This window comes from Pseudarthrobacter niigatensis (assembly GCF_030812615.1).
In the GTDB taxonomy this organism is placed as follows: Bacteria; Actinomycetota; Actinomycetes; order Actinomycetales; family Micrococcaceae; genus Arthrobacter; species Arthrobacter niigatensis.
In genome coordinates, this window is sequence record NZ_JAUSTB010000001.1 from 226,344 (window position 1) to 246,633 (window position 20,290).

A 20,290-nucleotide genomic window follows, 5' to 3' on the forward strand; every position below is an offset into this window, starting at 1 on the left:
GGGCGCGCCAGCGTCCCGGCCCAACGGTCCTTCACCAGCGAAGGACCGACAACTAAACAAAGAAGGAGTCAAAGATGTCTCTAGGAATAGTCTTCCTCTCCGAAGTCTTTGGCACGGGCATGCTGACCCTGTTGGGTTGCGGCGTCGTTGCCAACGTGGCTTTGCGGGGGACAAAAGGCAACAACGGCGGATTCCTGATGGTCACATGGGGGTGGGGTATCGCTGTCTTCTGTGGTGTCTTCGTCGCCGCCAAGTCCGGTGCCCACTTGAATCCGGCCGTGACCTTGGGCCTGCTGCTCAACGGCAAGGCCGAGTACGCCCCGGGAGTCGCTGTTGATTTCGGCACCACGCTGACCTACTTCGGTGGCGAGATGGTGGGGGCCTTCCTCGGTGCCGTGGTTTGCTGGCTGGCTTACAAGCAGCATTTTGATGACGAGCCAGAGCCCGCAGGCAAGCTGGGTACGTTTTCCACCGGCCCTGCCATCCGTTCCACCCCATGGAACCTGATCACCGAGATCATCGGCACGTTCGTCCTGGTCTTCGTGATCCTGACTCTCGGCGGTACCCCCTCGGGGCTTGGCCCCCTGGCTGTGGCGCTGCTCGTTGTCGGCATCGGTGTTTCCCTCGGCGGCCCCACCGGCTACGCCATCAACCCGGCCCGTGACCTCGGACCCCGCATTGCCCACGCACTGCTTCCCATCAAGGGCAAGGGCTCCAGTGACTGGAGCTATGCCTGGATTCCGGTGGTTGGCCCGCTCGTCGGCGGCGCCCTCGCCGGCATTGTGGCAAGGATCGTTCCGATCATCATCACCGCCGCCTCCTAAGCCCCCGGCAAACAGCTCGATCAACAAGACAAGGACGTCATTATGAACCAGTACGTAATCGCCATCGACCAGGGCACCACCAGCACCCGCGCCATCATCTTTGACCACAGCGGCGCCATTGTCTCCTCCGGCCAGATGGAGCACGAGCAGATCTTCCCGCAGGCAGGCTGGGTGGAGCATGACGCCTCGGAGATTTGGAACAACACCCGCGAGGTGATCGGTTCGGCCCTCTCGAAGGCAAACCTGACGCGGCACGATATTGCCGCCGTCGGCATCACCAACCAGCGCGAAACCGCGGTGGTGTGGGACAAGACCACGGGAAAGCCGGTCTACAACGCCATCGTGTGGCAGGACACCCGGACCCAGGACATCGTCGATGAACTGTCCAAGGACGGCGGCGGGGACCGCTTCAAGCAAAAAGTCGGGCTTCCGCTGGCCACCTACTTCTCCGGCACCAAGATCAAATGGATCCTGGACAACGTTGACGGCGCCCGTGAAAAGGCAGAGGCCGGGGACCTGGTGTTCGGCAACACCGACGCCTGGGTCCTCTGGAACCTCACGGGCGGCGTGGACGGCGGTGTCCACGTCACCGATGTCACCAACGCCTCCCGGACCCTGTTCATGGACCTCGAAACCCTGCAGTGGGACGACGAAATCCTCGGGATCTTTGGCGTGCCGCGCAGCATGATGCCGGAGATCAAGTCCTCGTCCGAGGTTTACGGCAGCGTCCACAGTTCGCAGCTGCTCCGCGAAACACCGGTTGCCGGGATCCTGGGCGACCAGCAGGCAGCGACCTTCGGCCAGGCAGCCTTTGATGCGGGCGAGGCTAAGAACACCTACGGCACAGGATGCTTCCTGATCTTCAACACCGGCGAGGAAATCGTCCACTCGAAGAACGGCTTGCTGACCACGGTGGGCTACAAGCTGGGCGATGCCAAACCCCACTACGCGCTGGAAGGATCCATCGCGGTGACCGGTTCGCTGGTCCAGTGGCTGCGGGACAACCTGGGCATGATCGGCAGCGCCCCTGAGGTGGAAACCCTCGCTGCATCAGTCAAGGACAACGGCGGTGTTTACATCGTTCCGGCGTTCTCCGGCCTGTTCGCCCCGTACTGGCGTTCGGATGCCCGCGGCGCGATTGTGGGCCTGACCCGGTTCGTCAACAAGAACCACATCGCCCGGGCAGCGCTGGAAGCCACCGCATTCCAGACCCGCGAGGTGCTGGACGCGGTCAACGCGGACTCCGGCGTGCCGTTGAGCGAGCTGAAGGTCGACGGCGGCATGGTGGCCAATGACGCCCTGATGCAGTTCCAGGCGGACATCCTGGGCGTGCCGGTCATCCGTCCGAAGGTCATTGAGACCACCGCACTGGGTGCTGCCTACGCGGCAGGCCTGGCCGTCGGTTTCTGGAAGGACCTGGGCGAGTGCTCGGCCAACTGGTCCGAGGACAAGCGCTGGGAACCGCAGATGGACAAGGCCGAGCAGGAACGCCAGATGCGGCTCTGGAAGAAGGCGGTCACCAAGTCCATGGATTGGGTGGACGAGGACGTCAAGTAGGTTCTTCAACCCAGGGGCCGTCCTGCCTTTCCGGCGGGGCGGCCCCTTGCCGTGTCCGGGATTAAATCCGCCTAAGCGTGGGGATGTCAGGGAACGGGCCGCGGTGGCAGATCTTCAGTGGCCGGACCCTGGATGACTTTGCCGTCCACATCGAACCGGGAGCCATGGCAGGGGCAGTCCCACGTCCGGTCTGCCCGGTTGAAGCCCACCGTGCAGCCCAGGTGGGTGCAGACAGCCGACACTGCGTGGACGTGTCCGGCCTCGTCCCGGTAGCAGGCCGTGCTGGTTCCGTCCGCGTCAAGCACCGTTCCATCGCCCGGCGCGAGGTCAGCTGCCCGCGCTGCGGAGTCAGTGTGGGAAACGCTGTCCCCGGCCCGTGGGGCTGCCTGCGCTGTGGGCCGCCGCGGGGCTCGGTTGCTGTCAAACAGGGCGGCCCACGCGTTGGGAGTGCCATTGAGGAGGTCAGCCAGTGCCAATGCTGCGGCCGTACCGTTGGTCAGGCCCCACTTGCGCAGGCCGGTGATCACGAACGCGTGCCGGCTGTCAGGGTTCAGCGGCCCGGCGTAGGGCAGCCCGTCCTGGGGCAGGGCATCCTGGGTGGACCAGCGGTAGGACACGCTGCCGGCCCCGAAGTGGCTGCGCGCGTAGCGGGCGAGCGCGGCGTGGCGCGGTGCCGGATCAACCTGCTCGTCGGCGGGATGGCCTCCGCCGCCAACCAGCAGGTATGTAGTCCCGTCCAGCCGCACGGTCAGCAGCGAGTGCATGGGTTCATCGGCGCTGATGAAGGTGGCGTCCAGGGGAGGCGTATCAACCGGCGCGGCGACGATGTATGAGCGGTGCGGCCGGCAAAGTGACTCAAATCGGCCATGGTCTCCGAAGGGGACGTTCGTGGCCACGATTGCGTCCCCGGCCAGCACTGTTCCTGTCGCGGCCGCAACGGTGACGGGCGTGCCCTCGCGAAGATCCACCGCGCGCGTCCGTTCGAAGACAAAGCTGCCGCCGCCGTCCACCTTTCCGGCCAGCCCCTGAAGGTACTGGACCGCGTGGATCTGGGCCTGGCCGTCAAACCGGACGGCGCCGGCCACCGGAAACGGCAGGGGGACGTCGGTAGTGAAGGTCGACGGAAGGCCGAGGGTGGCCGCAAGTCCGGCTTCCGCCCGTACCTCCGGCAGCGCCTCGGGACCTGCCGCAAAGGTGTAGTTGGCAACGCGGCGGAATCCGCAGGAAAGGTCTTCGGCCGCCACTGTGCGGCCGATATGTTCCAGGGCGGCCTGGTTCGCTGCTCCGTAAACGCGGGCAGCCGACGTGCCGTGGCTGCGCTGCAGATCCGTGTAGGCGAGGCGGTGCAGGGAGGTCACCTTGCCGGTGGTGTGGCCAGTGACGCCCGTGCCGATCCGGCCGGCTTCGAGGACGGCCACCGAGCGCCCCGAGCGTTTCAGGGCCAGCGCGGCGGTCAGCCCGGCGATGCCTCCACCGATGACTGCCACGTCCACTTCCACGGTGCCGTGCAGGACCGGAAAGTCGGTGGCTCCGGTTGTTGCCAGCCAGAGGGAGAGTGGCTGTCCTTCAGCAGGACCGGCGGTGGTTGCCTCTGACATGGTGTGCCGCCTCCCAACGTTGTGGGATGATCATGCGCGCTTGCCCCGGCCAATGCAACGGGCCGTTAGGCCCGGCTGAGGCGGGGGCCGGGCCGGTGCGCTAAAGTAGATCCATGCGTGCGATCCTTCTGCTTAGTTAGCCGCCGGCTCCGATTATCGGACAGCTGAGCGGCAGCCCCTCCATGGAGAGGGGCTTTTGTGTGTCCGGGGCATGGCACCGGGCCGGCAGCAGGAGGATCAGGCCGTTATGGCAGCACAGATGCCGTAACAGAACAGAAGAGGGCAGCAGTGGGCGTTCAGCCGGAGACAGAGACCGGAACAGCAACAACAGTATCGGCGGAGCCTGAAGAGGGCACCTACAGTTTCGCCGCCATGGAGGCCAAGTGGCCCCAGGTGTGGGAAGACCTCAAGGTTTTCACCCCGGTGGACGACGGGTCGCGGGAGCGCCGCTACGTGCTTGACATGTTCCCGTACCCGTCCGGCGACCTGCACATGGGCCACGCCGAGGCGTTCGCCATGGGCGACGTTGTGGCCCGCTACCTGCGGCAGAAGGGCTACGACGTCCTGCACCCCATCGGCTGGGACTCCTTTGGCCTGCCCGCGGAGAACGCCGCGATCAAGCGCAACGCCCACCCCAGCGAGTGGACCTACGCCAACATCGACACCCAGGCAGCGTCCTTCAAGCGGTACGCCATCTCCGCCGACTGGTCGCGCCGCCTGCACACCTCAGACCCCGAGTACTACCGCTGGACCCAGTGGCTGTTCAAGCGCTTCTACGAGCGCGGGCTGGCCTACCGGAAAGATTCCCCGGTCAACTGGTGCCCCAAGGACCAGACCGTCCTGGCCAACGAGCAGGTAGTCAACGGCGCCTGCGAGCGCTGCGGCACCACCGTCACCAAGAAGTCCCTGAACCAGTGGTACTTCAAGATCACCGACTACGCCGACCGCCTGCTGGATGACATGGACGAGCTCCGCGGCCACTGGCCCGAGCGTGTCCTGGCCATGCAGAAGAACTGGATCGGCCGGTCCGAGGGTGCACACGTGAACTTCGTGATCGAGGCCGACGGCGGCAAGCCCGCCAGGGACGTCACGGTCTTCACCACCCGCCCGGACACCCTGTACGGGGCAACTTTCTTCGTGGTCGCTGCGGACGCGCCCCTCGCCGTCGAACTTGTCACTGACGAACACGCCGCGGCCCTGGACGAATACCGCGAACGGGTCAAGGCACTCTCGGAGATCGAACGCCAGTCCACCGAACGCGAGAAGACCGGCGTCTTCACCGGCCGCTACGCCATCAACCCGCTGAACGGGGAGAAGCTGCCCGTGTGGGCTGCCGACTATGTCCTGGCGGATTACGGAACCGGCGCCATAATGGCCGTGCCGGCCCACGACCAGCGCGACCTCGACTTTGCCAGGGCCTTCGGCCTGCCGGTCCGGGCGGTCCTGGACACCGGCGAGGAGGACCCGGCCGTGTCCGGCACCGCAACGGCGGGGGAGGGGACCCTGATCAACTCGGGCGAGCTGGACGGCATGCCCAAGGGTGAGGCGATCCCCGCCGCCATCGCCATGCTGGAGAAGCAGGGGACCGGCGAGAAGTTCGTGAACTTCCGGCTCCGGGACTGGCTGCTGAGCCGCCAGCGATTCTGGGGCACGCCCATCCCCATCATCCACTGCCCGTCCTGCGGCGAAGTTCCCGTCCCGGACGAGCAGCTGCCGGTCACGCTGCCCGCGGACCTCCGCGGTGAGGACCTGGCACCCAAGGGCACCTCGCCCCTTGCGGCAGCCGAGTCCTGGGTCAACGTGGAATGCCCCACCTGCAACGGGCCGGCCAAACGGGACACCGACACCATGGACACGTTCGTTGACTCGTCCTGGTACTTCCTGCGCTTCGTTTCACCGCACTACACCGACGGCCCCTTCGATCCGCAGAAGATCAATGACTGGATGCCGGTGGGCCAGTACGTGGGCGGCGTGGAGCACGCCATCCTCCACCTGCTGTACGCCCGCTTCTTCACCAAGGTCATCCACGACCTGGGCATGATCGATGCCGACGAACCTTTCAGTGCATTGCTGAACCAGGGCCAGGTCCTCAACGGCGGCAAGGCCATGAGCAAATCCCTGGGCAACGGCGTTGACCTCGGCGAACAGCTGGACAAGTTCGGCGTGGACGCCGTCCGCCTGACCATGGTGTTCGCCTCCCCGCCCGAGGACGACGTGGACTGGGCCGACGTGTCGCCGTCCGGCTCAGCCAAGTTCCTGGCCCGGGCCTGGCGCCTGGCACAGGATGTGGCGAGTGCCCCGGGTGCGGACGCCGCCGCCGGCGACCGTGGGCTGCGGTCCGTCACCCACCGCACCATCGCCGATGCCGCCGAACTGCTGGACGCCAACAAGTTCAATGTGGTGGTGGCCAAGCTCATGGAGCTGGTCAACGCCACCCGCAAGGCAATCGACTCCGGGGCGGGTGCCGGGGACCCCGCGGTCCGCGAAGCCGCGGAAGCAGTGGCCGTGATCCTCAGCCTGTTCGCGCCGTACACTGCCGAGGACATGTGGAACCTGCTGGGGCACCCTGCATCGGTTGCCAACGCGGGCTGGCCGGCCCACGATCCCGCCCTCCTGGTCCAGGACACGGTGACCGCCGTCGTCCAGGTGCAGGGCAAGGTCCGCGACCGGCTGGAAGTGTCCCCGGACGTCTCGGAGGACCAGCTGCGCGAGCTGGCCCTGGCGTCGGAGAACGTCCAGCGGGCCATGGACGGCCGGGGCATCCGGACAGTGATCGTCCGTGCCCCTAAGCTGGTGAACATCGTTCCGGCCTAGTTGCTGTACCCGCAGTGATTTACCGGCCGTCGGAAGCTTTCCGGCGGCCGGTGCCGGTTGAGCCGGACGCCGATTCCAGGAGGCACCTTGCCCGACAGTAATGCCGCAGCCTGGCCGTGGGTCCGTGCTCGGCTGTCGGGCCTGCGTCCGGCCGTCCGGCCGGGGTCCAGGCGTCCGGGCCCAGGCGCTGTGGTGCGGACCGCCGTCGTCACCGACTCAGCCGCTGCCCTGCCGGCGGCCTATGTCAGCGGACTTCCCCCGGATGGGATCCTCACCGTGACTCCGATGCCCGTCATGGTGGGCGCCGAAATCTACGGCGAGGGCGAAGACGACATCCTCGAGACCATTGCCGTTGCCCTGGCTGCCGGGACTCCGGTCAAAACGTCACGGCCTTCGCCGGGACAGTTCGAGCAGGCCTACCGGGCCGCGGAACTTCGGGGCTTCGATGGAATTGTCTCGGTGCATATCTCGGGCGAACTTTCCGGCACGGCTGACGCGGCGCGGCTGGCCGCCGGCAGGGTGGGTATTCCCGTGGATGTGGTGGACACCCGCACCGTGGGCATGGCGCAGGGACTGGCGGTGCAGGCTGCCGTTGAAGCCGCCTCAGCCGGTGCAGGCCGGTCTGAGGTGGCCGCGGCTGCAGCGGCCCAGGCGGAAAACACCCATGTCTTCTTCTACGTGCCCAGCCTTGAGCAGTTGCGACGCGGCGGACGCATCGGGGCAGCGGCGTCGCTGCTGGGCACCATGCTCGCCATCAAACCGATCCTGGCAGTCGACGGCGGAAGGATCGTCCCGCTGGAAAATGTGCGCTCAGCGGCCAGGGCCGTGGCACGCCTCGAGGAAATCGTCGTGGCCGCCGCTGCACCGCAGCCGGACGATTCCGTCGTCCTCGCCGTGCACCACTTCGGCAACCAGGAGGAGGCTGCAGGCCTGGCTGCCAGGCTTGAAGCGGCGCTTCCCGGTTGTCTGCCCGCGCAGATCAGCTCCCTTCCCGCGGTCCTGGCAGCGCACGCCGGCCTCGGGGTCCTTGCGGTGATTGTCGGCAGGTCGGCCCAGGTTCATGGCGGTGGAGGGCCCAGCTAAGCGGGTGACAGTGGGTGGCACGCTGCCACACCAACTGCAGGGCCCCTAGCCTCTTCTGGCGGCCATTCGCCGGAATCCGTAGCGTCGCCCCCATCAGCGACGTTCCAGTTCGGGACGGCAGCCGGAGCCTGGAGGAGATCATGCGTGCTCCAGGAGCACAAGGTGCGCACCTTTCCACATAGCATCATTGGCCCGGTGCGGCGCGCCACCGGAGGTTCCTAGGGTGGGACCATGTCACGCCGGGATGCTGGAGCAGCACGTCAGCAGGCAAGGCATGCGAGGGACCGGTTGCAGGCGGCACTGGGAGAGGCCCCCGCCGGGCTCCTGGAGGATGGAGGCGGCGCCGGTGGCTTCGAGTACCGCGGCGCCGGCGGGGCAGACGGAACCGAAACCGGCAGCAATACCCAGGCCGGTTCAGCCGAAGCGCCGTCTCTCCGGTGGCGGATAGGTCTGCGGGTTGCCCTGCTGCTGGGTGCCTTGGCGGTGGCGGCTGGAGCCTGGTTCTGGTGGCAGGCAGGTTTGGCATCCCCGGAAGTCCTGCCGCTCAGCGGCGCCAGTTCTGACGGCAGACGTGCAGGAGAGGCTGGAGCTGATCCCGACCGTACGCCACCTGCGGATCCTGCCGGCGGGCTTGTGGTGGTGCATGTTGCAGGTTCTGTGGCGGCGCCCGGCGTCATTAGGCTCCAGCAGGGCAGCCGGGTTGATGACGCCATTGCTGCCGCCGGCGGCGCCGCCCAGGACGCCGACGTGAACCGGCTCAACCTTGCCCTCGTAGTGGAGGACGGGCAGAAGATCTACGTGCCGCAGCGTGGGGAGCCACTGCCGGCAGGACCGGATGGTGCGGGTGCGGAGGATCCTGGTCCAGGCAGCGCCGGTCCTGCCGGCGGGCAATCCGGGACACACGGCGGGAAGGTCAACCTCAACACAGCGGACGCTGCGGAACTGGACACGCTGCCAAAAGTCGGGCCGGTGCTCGCCCAGCGGATTGTGGACTGGCGGAAGGACCACGGACCTTTCAAGAGCATCGAAGAACTGGATGCGGTGGATGGCGTCGGGCCGAAGATGCTTGAAGCCCTGTTGCCCCTGGTAACGGTCTAGGGCGCTCCATGTCTGCGACCACGGGCAGGACGGGAGGGGCCGGGCAGACGGGGCGGGGCGCGGCCACCGGCGGAGAAGGGTCTGGAAGTCCTTGGAGCCGGTTCGTTGAATCTGCCGTTCAGGGCGCCGGACCCGGACAGCAGGGCGGGACCCCCGCAGGTACAGTGCAGGCTGCCACACCACAGTCCCATTCCGGGGGAGTGCGGCCGCCATCAACTCGGGGACGCCTGAAGTCACGTGGCCTGCCCGGACGGCACCGCAAGGTATTGCAAGGGCTCCTGGCGCAGGGCGCGGCCCACGTACGCAAGCAGATGGGCGATCGCAGCGGGGCCGAGGCGGAAAGGGAAGCAGGTTCCGGGCAACCTCGCCGCCGCATCGACCTCCGGCTCGCCCTCCCGGCGGCCCTGGTGTGGGCGGCATCGCTGGCAGGGCTGTGGCTCCCGCCCGCCGAGCTTGCCGTATTGTGCTGCACCCTGGCTGCAGTCGGCGGCCTCGTGCTCGCCCGGGCGGCCAGGGGCGGCGGGGCGCGTCGGATCTCCAACGCCGTCGGTGGGGGCCGTAATCCCGTGTCCCGCCCGCGGGTTCGAAGCTTCCCGGCCGCTGCGGGCGTGGCCCTGCTGCTGGCGGGCGCGGCCGCGGCCCACTCTGCCACAGCCTCCAGCCAGCGGTTCACCGGACCGCTTGCCGAGGCGGTCACAGCCGGAAAGTCCGCTGTCGCCGTCGTCGAGGTAGCAGGAACTCCCCGGGCTGTGGCCGGTCCTGGCGGGTCGGACGGACGTTGGTCCGTGCCGGTGTGGACACAGGAAGTGACGACGGGAGGAATCCAGGTGCGGACCCGCGCCCGGTTGGTGGTGATGGGCGGGCAGGGATGGGGCGGCGTTGTGCCGGGGCAGACGCTGCGTGCAGCGGGCAAGCTGCGGGCGGCGGACCCCGGAGGTCCGGAAGCCGGAAACCTGGCAGCGTCCACCCCGCCCGGCCCCGCGGTGGGCGGATCACTGCTGGAAGGGTCCGCCAGGAAACTTCGGGAGCGTTTCGTCGCCGCCGCGGCCTTCCTGCCGCCCGATGCCAGCGGACTCCTTCCGGGAATGGTTACCGGGGATACCAGTGCGCTGGACGAGGGATTGAACAACGCCATGAAGGCCGTGGGCATGACCCACCTGACTGCTGTCAGTGGGGCGAACTGCAGCCTGGTGCTGGGGGCGCTGCTGCTACTCTGCCGGCGGCTCCGGCTGCCGCGCGTACTGGCTGCGGCCACGGCCCTTGGGGGCCTGGCCCTTTTCGTCGTCCTGGTCGGGCCCGATGCCAGTGTCCTGCGGGCAGCCCTGATGGGGGCCATCGGGGTGGCCTCCCTGGCCGGTGGACGCTCGGGACGTGGCCTCAGTTTTCTTTGCCTCGCCGTTATGGGGCTCCTGCTGGCCGACCCGGCGCTGGGCTCGAGTTTCGGGTTCCTGCTCTCGGTGCTGGCCACGCTCGGCATCATCATCCTGGGCCGGCGGATCATCGGCTGGATTCCCCCGGCAGTTCCACGGTGGGCAGCCGCGGCACTAGCGGTCCCCTTATCCGCCCAGCTGCTGTGCGGACCCGTCATCGTGCTCCTGCAGCCCCAGTTTTCAACCTATTCGCTGGCGGCAAATGTCGTCGCGTCGCCCTTGGTGGCTCCGGTCACCCTGTTGGGAACTGCCGCGGTGCCCCTGGTGGTGGTGCTGCCCTGGGCCGCCACGGCGTTGGTAGCCGTGGCCGGAACCTTCAGTGCCGGCGTTGCCGCCACGGCCAGGCTCGCTGCCCAGTTGCCGGGCTCGGCGCTGCCATGGCCGGAAGGGGTGCCCGGCATGCTGTCCATGGTGCTGCTGTCGGTCCTGTCGCTGGCTGCGCTCTGGGCGGTGGCCCGGCCCCGCAGGGTTGTGCGGCTGATCCGGAAGGCTCACGCCGCAACCGTAGGGTTGCTGGACGGTGCCGGGCGGCGGCTGACCGGTCTCCGGGACCCGGGCAGCTTGGACCGCGGGCACAGACGTGGCAGGCTTGGTTATTGCAATAAAACCTCCGGAAGGAACATTCGATGGCCGCTGCGCAAAAGCGAGCATCCCGCTCCCCGGCATCGAACACAGCTTCCTGGCGGGACGTAGCTCCGGCCCGGATCGTCCTGGTGAGCGGGCCCGAAGAGTACCTGGGCATCAGGGCCATGGACACGATCCGCGCCCAGGTCAGGGCGGCAGCACCGGACGTGGAAGTCAGCCGCATCAATGCGGCTGGGTATGAGCCCGGGACCCTCAGCATGCAGGTGAGCCCGTCGCTGTTCGGCGAAAGCAAGCTGATCGAGGTGGAAGCCGTGGAGGGCATGAATGACGCCTTCCTCGCCGACGCGCTCCAGTATCTTCAGCATCCGGAGGAGGACGCTGTCGTCGTTCTTCGCCATGCCGGCGGTGTCCGCGGGAAAAAGCTCCTTGACGCCGTCAGGAAGGCCGGCTGGCCGGTGGTTGACTGCCAACCGCTGAAGAAGGACACGGACAAGGTCCAGTTCGTTGCCGCGGAGTTCAAGGCAGCCGGACGCCGCATCAACCAGGACGCCGTGCAGGCGCTGGTGAATGCCGTGGGGGCAGACCTCTCAGAACTTGCTGCCGCGTGCGCCCAGTTGATCGCCGATGCCGGCAGCACGGTCACCACCGACACCGTGGACAAGTATTACGGCGGCCGGGTCGAAGCTACTGCCTTCAAGGTAGCGGACGCCGCCATGGCGGGAAACGCCCCTGTTGCCCTCTCCACACTGCGCCACGCCCTGGCGACCGGCGCCGACCCGGTTCCGCTGGTGGCCGCACTCGCATCGAAGTTGCGGACAGTGGCGCGGGTGGCTGGTGCGTCCGGCTCGTCTGCGCAGATAGCCGCGGAATTGGGCATGCAGCCCTGGCTGGTGGAGCAGGCGCAGCGGGACGTCCGGCGCTGGACCCCCGAGGGCCTGGTGCGGTCCATCCAGGCCACGGCTGAGGCGGACGCGCAGGTCAAGGGTTTGTCCCGGGACCCCGTCTACGCCGTCGAGCATGCCGTCACGGTAATTGCCATGTCGGTCCAGGGAAGATAGCGCCTGACGCGCCTAACCTTTTTTAGGCGTCCCGCCCCGCGATGTCCCGGCGACGTCCGACGGCGTGCTGCCGCGGTCAGGCGGGACAGCTTAAAAGCGTGTAGCCGGTACCCTCGGGTACCGGCCACACCATCAGTTCGTGGGAACTGGAAACCTTAGAGTGCGTTGACCTTCTTGGAGATCGCCGACTTGCGGTTCGCTGCGTTGTTCTTGTGCAGAACACCCTTGCTGACAGCCTTGTCCAGCTTACGGCTGGCAGAAACGAGCGCAGTAGTAGCAGCTTCCTTGTCAGCGGACTCAACAGCAGTGTTGACGGCGCGGATGGCCGTCTTCAGCTCAGACTTGACTGCGTTGTTGCGCAGGCGGGCCTTCTCGTTGGTCAGGATGCGCTTCTTCTGGGACTTGATATTCGCCACGTGTGAACTCTCTTTGTAATGCGGAAATGGTCTAGAGGGCTTTCAGGCTGGCCTTGACTGAGCGGCGTGGGGATACCTATGGCGGCCAACCATCAGTGACCGTCGACCTGCACGGACACACAGCAATAAAGACTAGCAGGTCAGCGGCCGCTCTGGCCATTTCCGGGCGGTCACTCCCAGCCGTGTCGCCGCCGGAGACCGGACGCCACCTTTTCAAAGCGGGCCCTGTCCAGCACCGCACCCTCGCGCCGGATGGACTCCGCGCGGATCTGCAGGATACGGTCCAGCCGTACTTCGCTGGGCCTGCCTTGCTTGTCCCAGCCGCCGGCGCCCAAATCCACATAATCCATGGACGACGAACCGGCGGGAACCCTGTCCTTGCTGGTCAGCATCAGCCCCAAAAGATACGGGCCATCGTGGCCCACCAGCAGCACCGGCCGGTCCTTCCCCTTACTGTGATCCTCTTCGTACGGGACCCAGGCCCACACCACCTCGCCCGGATCCGGGTCTCCGTCCGGTTGGGGAGCGTAGCGGACGGAGACGCGGCCGCGGTAATCACCGGGATAGGCGGCAGCCTCGGCGGGCACGCCGAGGCTGCCGAACGCGGGGCCGCGGCCGCCTGAATGCTGTTCCGGGGCGGTCGGCTGGGTCGGGGGCCGGTTTTGCAGCATGCGCAGGCCGCGGCGGACGGCGTTGCCCAGAGAACGCAGATTAATTGCCATCCGGACAGCCTATCGGCGGAGTGGCGGCACCGGGTGCTGTGGACGAGCCGCCAGGATGCGGAGGCGGGGTCCGGGACGTGGGACACTGGAAGTTCAAGATGTGCGGCTGGACCGCGGGCGCCTTTCGGTGTGCCTGGCGGAGGGCTGCAGAAAAGCCAACAGTAAGGACCCTGCGTGTCTCCCATGGCCCGCACCGCACCGGTGCCCGCCGCGACAGATCCGGCAATTATTCGGAACTTTTGCATCATCGCGCATATCGACCACGGCAAGTCCACCCTTGCTGACCGCATGCTGCAGTCCACCGGGGTGGTCCAGGCGCGCGACATGAAGGCCCAGTACCTGGACCGGATGGACATTGAGCGCGAACGCGGCATCACCATCAAGTCCCAGGCAGTCCGCATGCCGTGGGAGGTGGACGGTGTCAGCTACGCGCTGAACATGATCGACACACCTGGCCACGTGGACTTCACCTATGAGGTGTCCAGGTCGCTGGCCGCGTGCGAAGGCGCGATCCTGTTGGTCGACGCGGCCCAGGGCATTGAGGCCCAGACGCTCGCGAACCTGTACCTGGCCATGGAGAACAATCTCGCCATCATCCCGGTCCTTAACAAGATCGACCTCCCGGCGGCGCAGCCTGAAAAATACGCAGCCGAACTGGCCAGCCTGATCGGGGGCGACCCCGAGGATGTCCTGCGGGTGTCCGGTAAAACCGGCGTCGGCGTGGAGGCCCTCCTGGACAAGATCGTCCAGGACCTGCCGGCGCCGAAAGGCGACCCGGACGCGCCGGCCCGCGCCATGATTTTCGACTCGGTCTACGACACCTACCGGGGCGTCGTGACCTATGTGCGCGTGGTGGACGGCATGCTCCACCCCCGCGAACGCATCCAGATGATGTCCACCAGGGCCTCTCACGAACTCCTGGAAATAGGCGTCAGCTCCCCGGAACCCACACCCTCCAAGGGCCTCGGCGTAGGTGAAGTGGGCTACCTGATCACCGGCGTCAAGGACGTCCGCCAGTCCAAGGTGGGCGACACGGTCACCAACCTTGCCAAGCCGGCGGCCGAGTCCCTGCCCGGCTACGCCGACGCCAAACCCATGGTGTTCTCGGGCCTGTATCCGCTGGATGGCGCGGACTACCCGGTACTCCGCGACGCCCTCGAAAAGCTCATGCTCAATGACGCCGCACTGGTCTATGAGCCGGAGACCTCGGCCGCGCTGGGCTTTGGGTTCCGCGTGGGCTTCCTGGGCCTGCTGCACCTTGAGATCACCCGCGAACGGCTGGAGCGCGAGTACAACCTCGACCTGATCTCCACCGCACCGAACGTGGAATACGAGGTGACTTTGGAGGACAAGAAGGTGGTCCGCGTGACCAACCCCAGTGAGTACCCCACGGGCAAAATCGCTGAGGTCCGCGAACCCATGGTGTCGGCCACCATCCTGGCCCCCAACGAATTCGTCGGCGCCATCATGGAACTGTGCCAGTCCCGCCGCGGCGTCATGGGCGGCATGGACTACCTCTCCGAGGACCGGGTGGAAATCCGGTACCGCCTGCCGCTGGCGGAAATCGTGTTCGACTTCTTCGACATCCTGAAGTCCAAGACCCGTGGCTACGGTTCCCTTGACTGGAAGGCCGACGGCGAACAGGTTGCCGACCTTGTGAAGGTCGACATCATGCTCCAAGGCGAACAAGTGGACGCCTTCAGCGCCATCACCCACCGGGACAAGGCCTATGCCTACGGCGTGATGATGACCGGGAAGCTCCGCGAACTCATCCCGCGGCAGCAGTTCGAGGTGCCCATCCAGGCGGCCATCGGCTCCAGGATCATCGCCCGCGAAAGCATCCGGGCCATCCGCAAGGACGTGCTGGCCAAATGCTACGGCGGTGACATCTCCCGGAAGCGCAAGCTGCTGGAGAAGCAAAAAGAAGGCAAGAAGCGCATGAAGATGGTGGGCACGGTGGAGGTGCCGCAGGAAGCGTTCATCGCCGCCCTGACCACCGACGAATCGAAGGACAAGGCCAAGAAGAAGTGACCACCGCGCAGCAGGGGACCCGCTGATGCCCAGCACGCTTCCCCTCGGCGACCCGGCGCCGTCGGACGGTCTGCTGCCTGCCCAGGCAGCAGACGGTGCGGCGGCCCGGGCCTTTGGCCTGTATGTCCACATCCCGTTCTGTGCGGTGCGCTGTGGGTACTGCGACTTCAACACCTACACCGCCACGGAACTGGGTGGCGGCGCGTCACAGGACGCCTACGCCCAAACGGCAGTATCGGAAGTGTCATTGGCCGCCAGGGTGATGACCCGTTCCGGGCTGCCGGAGCGCAAGCTCAGCACTGTCTTTTTCGGGGGCGGCACGCCCACCCTGCTTCCGGCCGATGACCTCGCCCTGATCCTTCGCGCCGCCATTGACCGGTGGGGAATCGAGGACGGCGCCGAGGTCACCACGGAAGCCAACCCGGATTCGGTCACGCCGGAGTCCCTTGCCGTCCTCAAGGAGGCGGGCTTCAGCAGGGTCTCCTTTGGGATGCAGTCCGCCGTCCCGCACGTGCTCAAGGTCCTGGACCGCACCCACACGCCCAGCAGGGTTCCGCAGGTGGTGCAGTGGGCGCGGGAGGCAGGGCTGGATGTCAGCCTGGACCTGATTTACGGGACGCCGGGGGAGTCGCTGGCCGACTGGCGACACTCCCTGGAAACTGCCTTGTCCTACCAGCCGGACCACATCAGCGCCTACGCCCTGATTGTCGAGGACGGGACCAAGCTGGCGGCGCAGATGCGCCGCGGCGAGGTGCCGGGAATTGACGACGACGACCACGCCGACAAGTACGAACTCGCCGACCAGCTCATCACCGACGCCGGGCTCGGCTGGTATGAGGTCAGCAACTGGGCGCGGAGCCCGGAGCACGCGTGCCGCCACAACCTGGCCTACTGGCGTGGCGACGACTGGTGGGGCATCGGCCCCGGCGCGCATTCGCACGTGGGCGGGGTGCGCTGGTGGAACGTGAAGCACCCGTCCGCTTATGCCAACCGACTGTCCCAGGGGCATTCGCCCGCGGCGGGCCGGGAAACCCTTGACGCCGGAACCAGGAACATGGAACGGGTGATGCTGGAGGCGCGCCTGCAGTCAGGGCTTGAGGTTTCGGCCCTCGGCGCCGGGGGCAGGCACCAGGTTGCCGGGCTCATCGCTGACGGCCTGGTGGAGCCGGCCGCCGCTTTCAAGGGCCGCCTTGTCCTTACACTGAAGGGCAGGCTCCTGGCGGACGCTGTGGTCCGCCGCGTCCTTCCGGACTGACGGCCACCGGCGCGTCCAGGGGGACGGCCTGCGCCGCTACTTGATCCAGCGCAGGTTGTACTGGTAGCGGTGCGGCTGGCCCTTGTTGACGTGGATTCCTGCGGCCACCGAGAAGCAGGTCAGCGCCACCCAGATCAGGGTCGCGATCACGGCGAAGATGTTGCCAACATAGGGGATGAACACCAGGATGTTGGCCAGCACGGCGGCGATGGTGGGCGGCAGGCTGAAGTTCAGCGCCTCTTTGGATTCCTGCGCGGTGAACGGCCCGCGGTCGCGGAAGATCAGGTAGATCAGCAGCGAGGGGACACAGCCAAGGATCCCGCCGAAATGTGCCAGCGTGGCCCATTGGCGGTCTTCGCTGGCCGTGAGCGGCAGGGCATTGGCGGGGACGCCATGGTACTCGGAGCGGCCCTGGCCATCCCTGTGATCACGTGCGTTTTCTGCCACAGTCTGTTCCTTCGGAGATGCAAGTGGTGCTGACGTCAAATACGGGCGCGTAGTGCAATGCCCCTGAAAAAGGCGGCATTGCACTACCAAGAATACTGGCTTCCGGCGCGGTGTCCGCCCCTCAGGGCACGGTGAGGAAGTCGATGACTTCCTCAACCCGCCCCAGCAGCGATGCTTCCAGGTCGGCGTAGGTGCGTACGGCGCCCAGCAGCTTCTGCCATCCGAGGCCGATGTCCTCCTTGTTGGCGTGCGGCCAGCCGAAGGCTTTAAGGATCCCGGTCTTCCAATCCTGTCCGCGGGGCACAGCCGGCCACTTGTCGATGCCCAGGACCGCCGGCCGGATGGCCTGCCAGACGTCAACATAGGGGTGTCCCACGATCAGGACATTCCCGGCCGCGCCGGGGGATGCCATGACCGCGTCGGCAATGCGGGACTCCTTGGAATCCGGAACGAGGTGGTCCACAAGGACGCCGAGCCGCCGGCCGGGACCGGGGTTGAAGCCGGCAACCGCCGCCGCCAGATCATCGATGCCATGCAGGGGTTCGACGACGATGCCTTCCACCCGAAGGTCGTCGCCCCAGACCTTTTCCACGAGTTCGGCGTCGTGCTTGCCCTCCACCCAGATGCGGCTTGCCTTGGCCACCTGGGCCCGCTGGCCGGCGACCCGGACAGAACCGGAGGCCGTCCTGCCGGCAACCGGAGCGCCGGCAGCCGGCCGCGGCGCCGGGGGTATGAGCCTGATGGGGCGGCCCTCCAGGAGGAAACCGAAGCCCAGCTTGAAGGACCGGGACTTCCCGCGGCGGTCCTCCAGGGCAACCACGTGCATCCCTCCGGACTTTTCCACCCGCGTCACGGCGCCTACCCAGCCTGACTGCACATCCTCCAGCACCATGCCCCGCTCCACCGGCACCTCGGGCAATTCCGACTTGGCCGGGGCGGAAATGCCGCGGGGCCCCCAGTTTTGGTAGTCCATGGATTCGATCCGCCTAGCGCTAGGTCCTCCGCACCGGAATTTCGCCCGGAGCGGTACCAATGCTAACAACGGGCCAAGGCATAATAGACTGTTAGCACTTAGGCATGTCGAGTGCTAACAAGGTGGCATCTGACGGGGCATGGGCCCTGCACCATGGATGGAGGTGGAGAGTGAGCGAGCCACGCAAACTGGAAGTGCTGCGGGCCATCGTGGAGGACTACGTCCACTCCCGCGAGCCGGTTGGGTCGAAAGCCCTGGTTGAGCGGCACCACCTTGGGGTTTCCAGCGCAACCATCCGGAATGACATGGCGGCCCTTGAGGACGAGGGATTAATCACGGCCCCCCACACCAGTGCAGGGCGGATTCCCACGGACAAGGGCTACCGGCTTTTCGTTGACCAGATCTCGGCGGTCAAGCCGCTGTCGGCGGCCGAACGCCGGGCTATCCAGTCCCTCCTTGAAGGCGCAGACGATCTCGACGACGTCCTGGACCGCACCGTCCGGCTGCTGTCGCAGCTGACCAACCAGGTGGCTGTGGTCCAGTACCCGCACCTCAGCAAGGCGTTGGTGCGCCACATCGAATTCGTGCTGCTTGCCCCCCGCAAGGTGCTGGTGGTCCTCATTGCCAACAGCGGCAAGGTGGAGCAGCGGGTCATCGACGTCGGCCAGGACCTGGGCGACGACGCAGTGGCAGCACTCCGCACGCGTTTCCTCGCCGCACTGTCCGGGACGCCGCTGAGCCGGCTTGCCACGGCGCTTCCCTCCGTCGTGGCCGGCACGGCACAGGCACAGCGGCAGGCTGCGCACGCCCTGGCACTTGGCCTCGAGGGGCTGGCGCAAAACACCAGGGAGGACCGGATGGTCATGGCCGGGACAGCCAACCTGGCCCGGTCAAACGTTGACTTCCCCCTCAGCATCGGTCCCGTGCTCGAGGCCCTCGAGGAGCAGGTGGTGATGCTGCGGTTGCTGAGCGAGATGGCCCAGGACCACCGCGGCGTTGCCGTCAGCATCGGAAGGGAAAACCCCTACGACGGCCTGGCCGAAGCGTCGGTGGTGGCCACCGGCTACGGCCCCGACAGCGTCGCCAAGGTAGGAATCCTCGGGCCCACCAGGATGGACTACCCCACCACCATGGCCGCCGTCCGGGCAGTGGCCCGGTACCTTTCCAGGATTTTGGGGCCCTGACCCGCGCGGCCGGAGCATGTTGCGGCCGGGAACAACGGGCCGGGCCGCCCGACTGAACGCAGTACAACAAGGAAGAGATACGAACTTTGAGCAGCCACTATGACGTCCTTGGAGTCTCACCCGAAGCTACGGGCGAAGAGATCAAAAAGGCCTACCGCAAACTGGCCCGCACCCTCCACCCGGACGTAAACCCCGGTGAGGATGCCTCGGAACGCTTCAAGGCAGTAACTCACGCCTACGAGGTCCTCTCCGACCCCCAGAAGCGGCGGATCTACGACACCACGGGCAACGAGAACGGCACGGACAACGGCTTCGGCGGAGCCGGCTACGCGGGCCAGGGCTTCGCATTCCAGGACATCTTCGACACCTTCTTCGGCGCCGGGGGCAGCTCCGGCCCGGCTTCCCGTGTCCGCCGCGGCCAGGACGCCCTCATCAGCGTCCGGATCGACCTTCGCGACGCCGTGTTCGGCGTGAACAAGAAGCTCGAAGTGGACACCGCCGTGGTCTGCCCCACCTGTGAGGGATCCTGCTGCCGGCCCGGCACCCACCCCGAGCGCTGCGACATCTGCGGCGGCAGCGGCCAGGTCCAGCGGGCCGTCCGCTCCATCCTGGGCCAGGTCATGACTGCGGCCCCCTGCGGCACCTGCGAAGGCTTCGGCACCGTCATCAAGGACCCCTGCAACGAATGCAGCGGCCAGGGCCGGATCCGCAGCCGGCGTTCGCTGACCATCAAGGTCCCCGCCGGCGTAGCCACCGGAACCAGGATCCAGCTCTCCGGGCAGGGTGAGGCCGGCCCGGCGGGCGGCCCCGCCGGCGACCTGTACGTGGAAATCCGCGTCAACAATGACGCCACCTATGTGCGGGAAGGCGACGACCTGCACGCCACCCTGCACATCCCCATGACTGCCGCTGCCCTGGGCACCGACGTCAACCTGGAAACCTTCGACGGCACCCAGGACATCGACGTCAAGCCGGGAACACAGTCCGGCGAGGTCATCACCCTGCGCGGCCTTGGTGTCACCCACCTGCGCGGCTACGGCCGCGGGGACCTGAAGGTCCACCTCCAGGTGGACACCCCGGCGAAGCTCGACCCGGCGCAGGAAGACCTCCTCCGGCAGCTCGCCAAGCTTCGCGGGGAACAGATCACGGAGGGAAAGCTCGCTGCCAGCGGCGGCATGTTCGCCAAGCTCCGGGACCGGTTCGGTAACCTGTAGC

16 protein-coding genes are annotated in these 20,290 nt (G+C 66.9%); 11 read left to right on the plus strand and 5 right to left on the minus strand.

The window, feature by feature from the left end:
- The first annotated feature begins 74 nt into the window (after positions 1–74).
- Together J2T23_RS01105 and glpK are read left to right on the plus strand one after the other, a co-directional pair.
- Entirely contained in the window at positions 75–824 is a 750-nt protein-coding gene (locus J2T23_RS01105; protein WP_141160368.1) for an MIP/aquaporin family protein, read from the plus strand.
- Positions 825–866: 42 nt separating this feature from the next.
- Positions 867–2,381: a glycerol kinase GlpK gene (glpK, locus tag J2T23_RS01110; protein WP_307356451.1), complete on the plus strand. Its 1,515-nt coding sequence runs from the start codon at positions 867–869 to the stop codon at positions 2,379–2,381.
- An 86-nt stretch (positions 2,382–2,467) separates the two neighbouring features.
- Here the strand turns inward: glpK and J2T23_RS01115 are convergent, their stop codons facing one another.
- Positions 2,468–3,979 carry an FAD-dependent oxidoreductase gene (locus tag J2T23_RS01115; RefSeq protein WP_307356453.1) on the minus strand — a complete coding sequence of 504 codons (1,512 nt, stop codon included), beginning with the start codon at positions 3,977–3,979 and terminating at the stop codon, positions 2,468–2,470.
- A gap of 288 nt (positions 3,980–4,267) precedes the next feature.
- Here J2T23_RS01115 and leuS point away from each other — a divergent pair, with 288 nt between their 5' ends.
- From leuS to holA, 5 genes are all read left to right on the plus strand, one after another.
- Positions 4,268–6,793 (plus strand): leucine--tRNA ligase, encoded by a 2,526-nt coding sequence (leuS, locus tag J2T23_RS01120; RefSeq protein ID WP_141160371.1) that lies wholly within the window; start codon positions 4,268–4,270, stop codon positions 6,791–6,793.
- Between the two features lie 87 nt (positions 6,794–6,880).
- Entirely contained in the window at positions 6,881–7,876 is a 996-nt protein-coding gene (locus tag J2T23_RS01125) for a DegV family protein (RefSeq protein WP_307356455.1), read from the plus strand.
- A gap of 231 nt (positions 7,877–8,107) precedes the next feature.
- Positions 8,108–8,974 carry a ComEA family DNA-binding protein gene (locus J2T23_RS01130; RefSeq protein ID WP_307356457.1) on the plus strand — a complete coding sequence of 289 codons (867 nt, stop codon included), beginning with the start codon at positions 8,108–8,110 and terminating at the stop codon, positions 8,972–8,974.
- 311 nt (positions 8,975–9,285) lie between these two features.
- Positions 9,286–11,097: a ComEC/Rec2 family competence protein gene (locus tag J2T23_RS01135; protein WP_307356459.1), complete on the plus strand. Its 1,812-nt coding sequence runs from the start codon at positions 9,286–9,288 to the stop codon at positions 11,095–11,097.
- Positions 11,031–12,047, plus strand: a complete 1,017-nt coding sequence (gene holA, locus J2T23_RS01140) for a DNA polymerase III subunit delta (protein WP_141181630.1) — start codon at positions 11,031–11,033, stop codon at positions 12,045–12,047. Before J2T23_RS01135 ends, holA begins: the two co-directional genes overlap by 67 nt.
- 155 nt (positions 12,048–12,202) lie before the next feature.
- Here holA and rpsT read toward each other — a convergent pair whose 3' ends face one another.
- A complete protein-coding gene (rpsT, locus tag J2T23_RS01145) occupies positions 12,203–12,463 on the minus strand; it encodes a 30S ribosomal protein S20 (RefSeq protein ID WP_018761400.1) in 261 nt (86 codons plus the stop codon).
- Between the two features lie 170 nt (positions 12,464–12,633).
- A complete protein-coding gene (locus J2T23_RS01150) occupies positions 12,634–13,185 on the minus strand; it encodes a type II toxin-antitoxin system PemK/MazF family toxin (protein WP_307356461.1) in 552 nt (183 codons plus the stop codon).
- A 174-nt stretch (positions 13,186–13,359) separates the two neighbouring features.
- On the opposite strand from J2T23_RS01150, the gene lepA reads away from it, so the two are divergent.
- Positions 13,360–15,216: a translation elongation factor 4 gene (gene lepA / locus J2T23_RS01155; protein WP_141160377.1), complete on the plus strand. Its 1,857-nt coding sequence runs from the start codon at positions 13,360–13,362 to the stop codon at positions 15,214–15,216.
- Positions 15,217–15,241: 25 nt separating this feature from the next.
- Positions 15,242–16,471, plus strand: coding sequence for a radical SAM family heme chaperone HemW (gene hemW, locus J2T23_RS01160; RefSeq protein ID WP_307356464.1), 1,230 nt, complete (start codon positions 15,242–15,244; stop codon positions 16,469–16,471).
- 36 nt (positions 16,472–16,507) lie between these two features.
- On the opposite strand, the gene J2T23_RS01165 is transcribed toward hemW, so the two are convergent.
- A complete protein-coding gene (locus J2T23_RS01165; protein WP_141941485.1) occupies positions 16,508–16,918 on the minus strand; it encodes a DUF4870 domain-containing protein in 411 nt (136 codons plus the stop codon).
- A 121-nt stretch (positions 16,919–17,039) separates the two neighbouring features.
- Complete coding sequence (locus J2T23_RS01170; RefSeq protein WP_141181626.1) at positions 17,040–17,891, minus strand: DUF3097 domain-containing protein; 852 nt, start codon at positions 17,889–17,891, stop codon at positions 17,040–17,042.
- Positions 17,892–18,061: 170 nt separating this feature from the next.
- On the opposite strand from J2T23_RS01170, the gene hrcA reads away from it, so the two are divergent.
- Together hrcA and dnaJ are read left to right on the plus strand one after the other, a co-directional pair.
- Positions 18,062–19,075 (plus strand): heat-inducible transcriptional repressor HrcA, encoded by a 1,014-nt coding sequence (gene hrcA / locus J2T23_RS01175; RefSeq protein ID WP_141181625.1) that lies wholly within the window; start codon positions 18,062–18,064, stop codon positions 19,073–19,075.
- Between the two features lie 86 nt (positions 19,076–19,161).
- Positions 19,162–20,289 (plus strand): molecular chaperone DnaJ, encoded by a 1,128-nt coding sequence (gene dnaJ / locus J2T23_RS01180; RefSeq protein ID WP_141160382.1) that lies wholly within the window; start codon positions 19,162–19,164, stop codon positions 20,287–20,289.
- Position 20,290 lies beyond the last annotated feature (1 nt).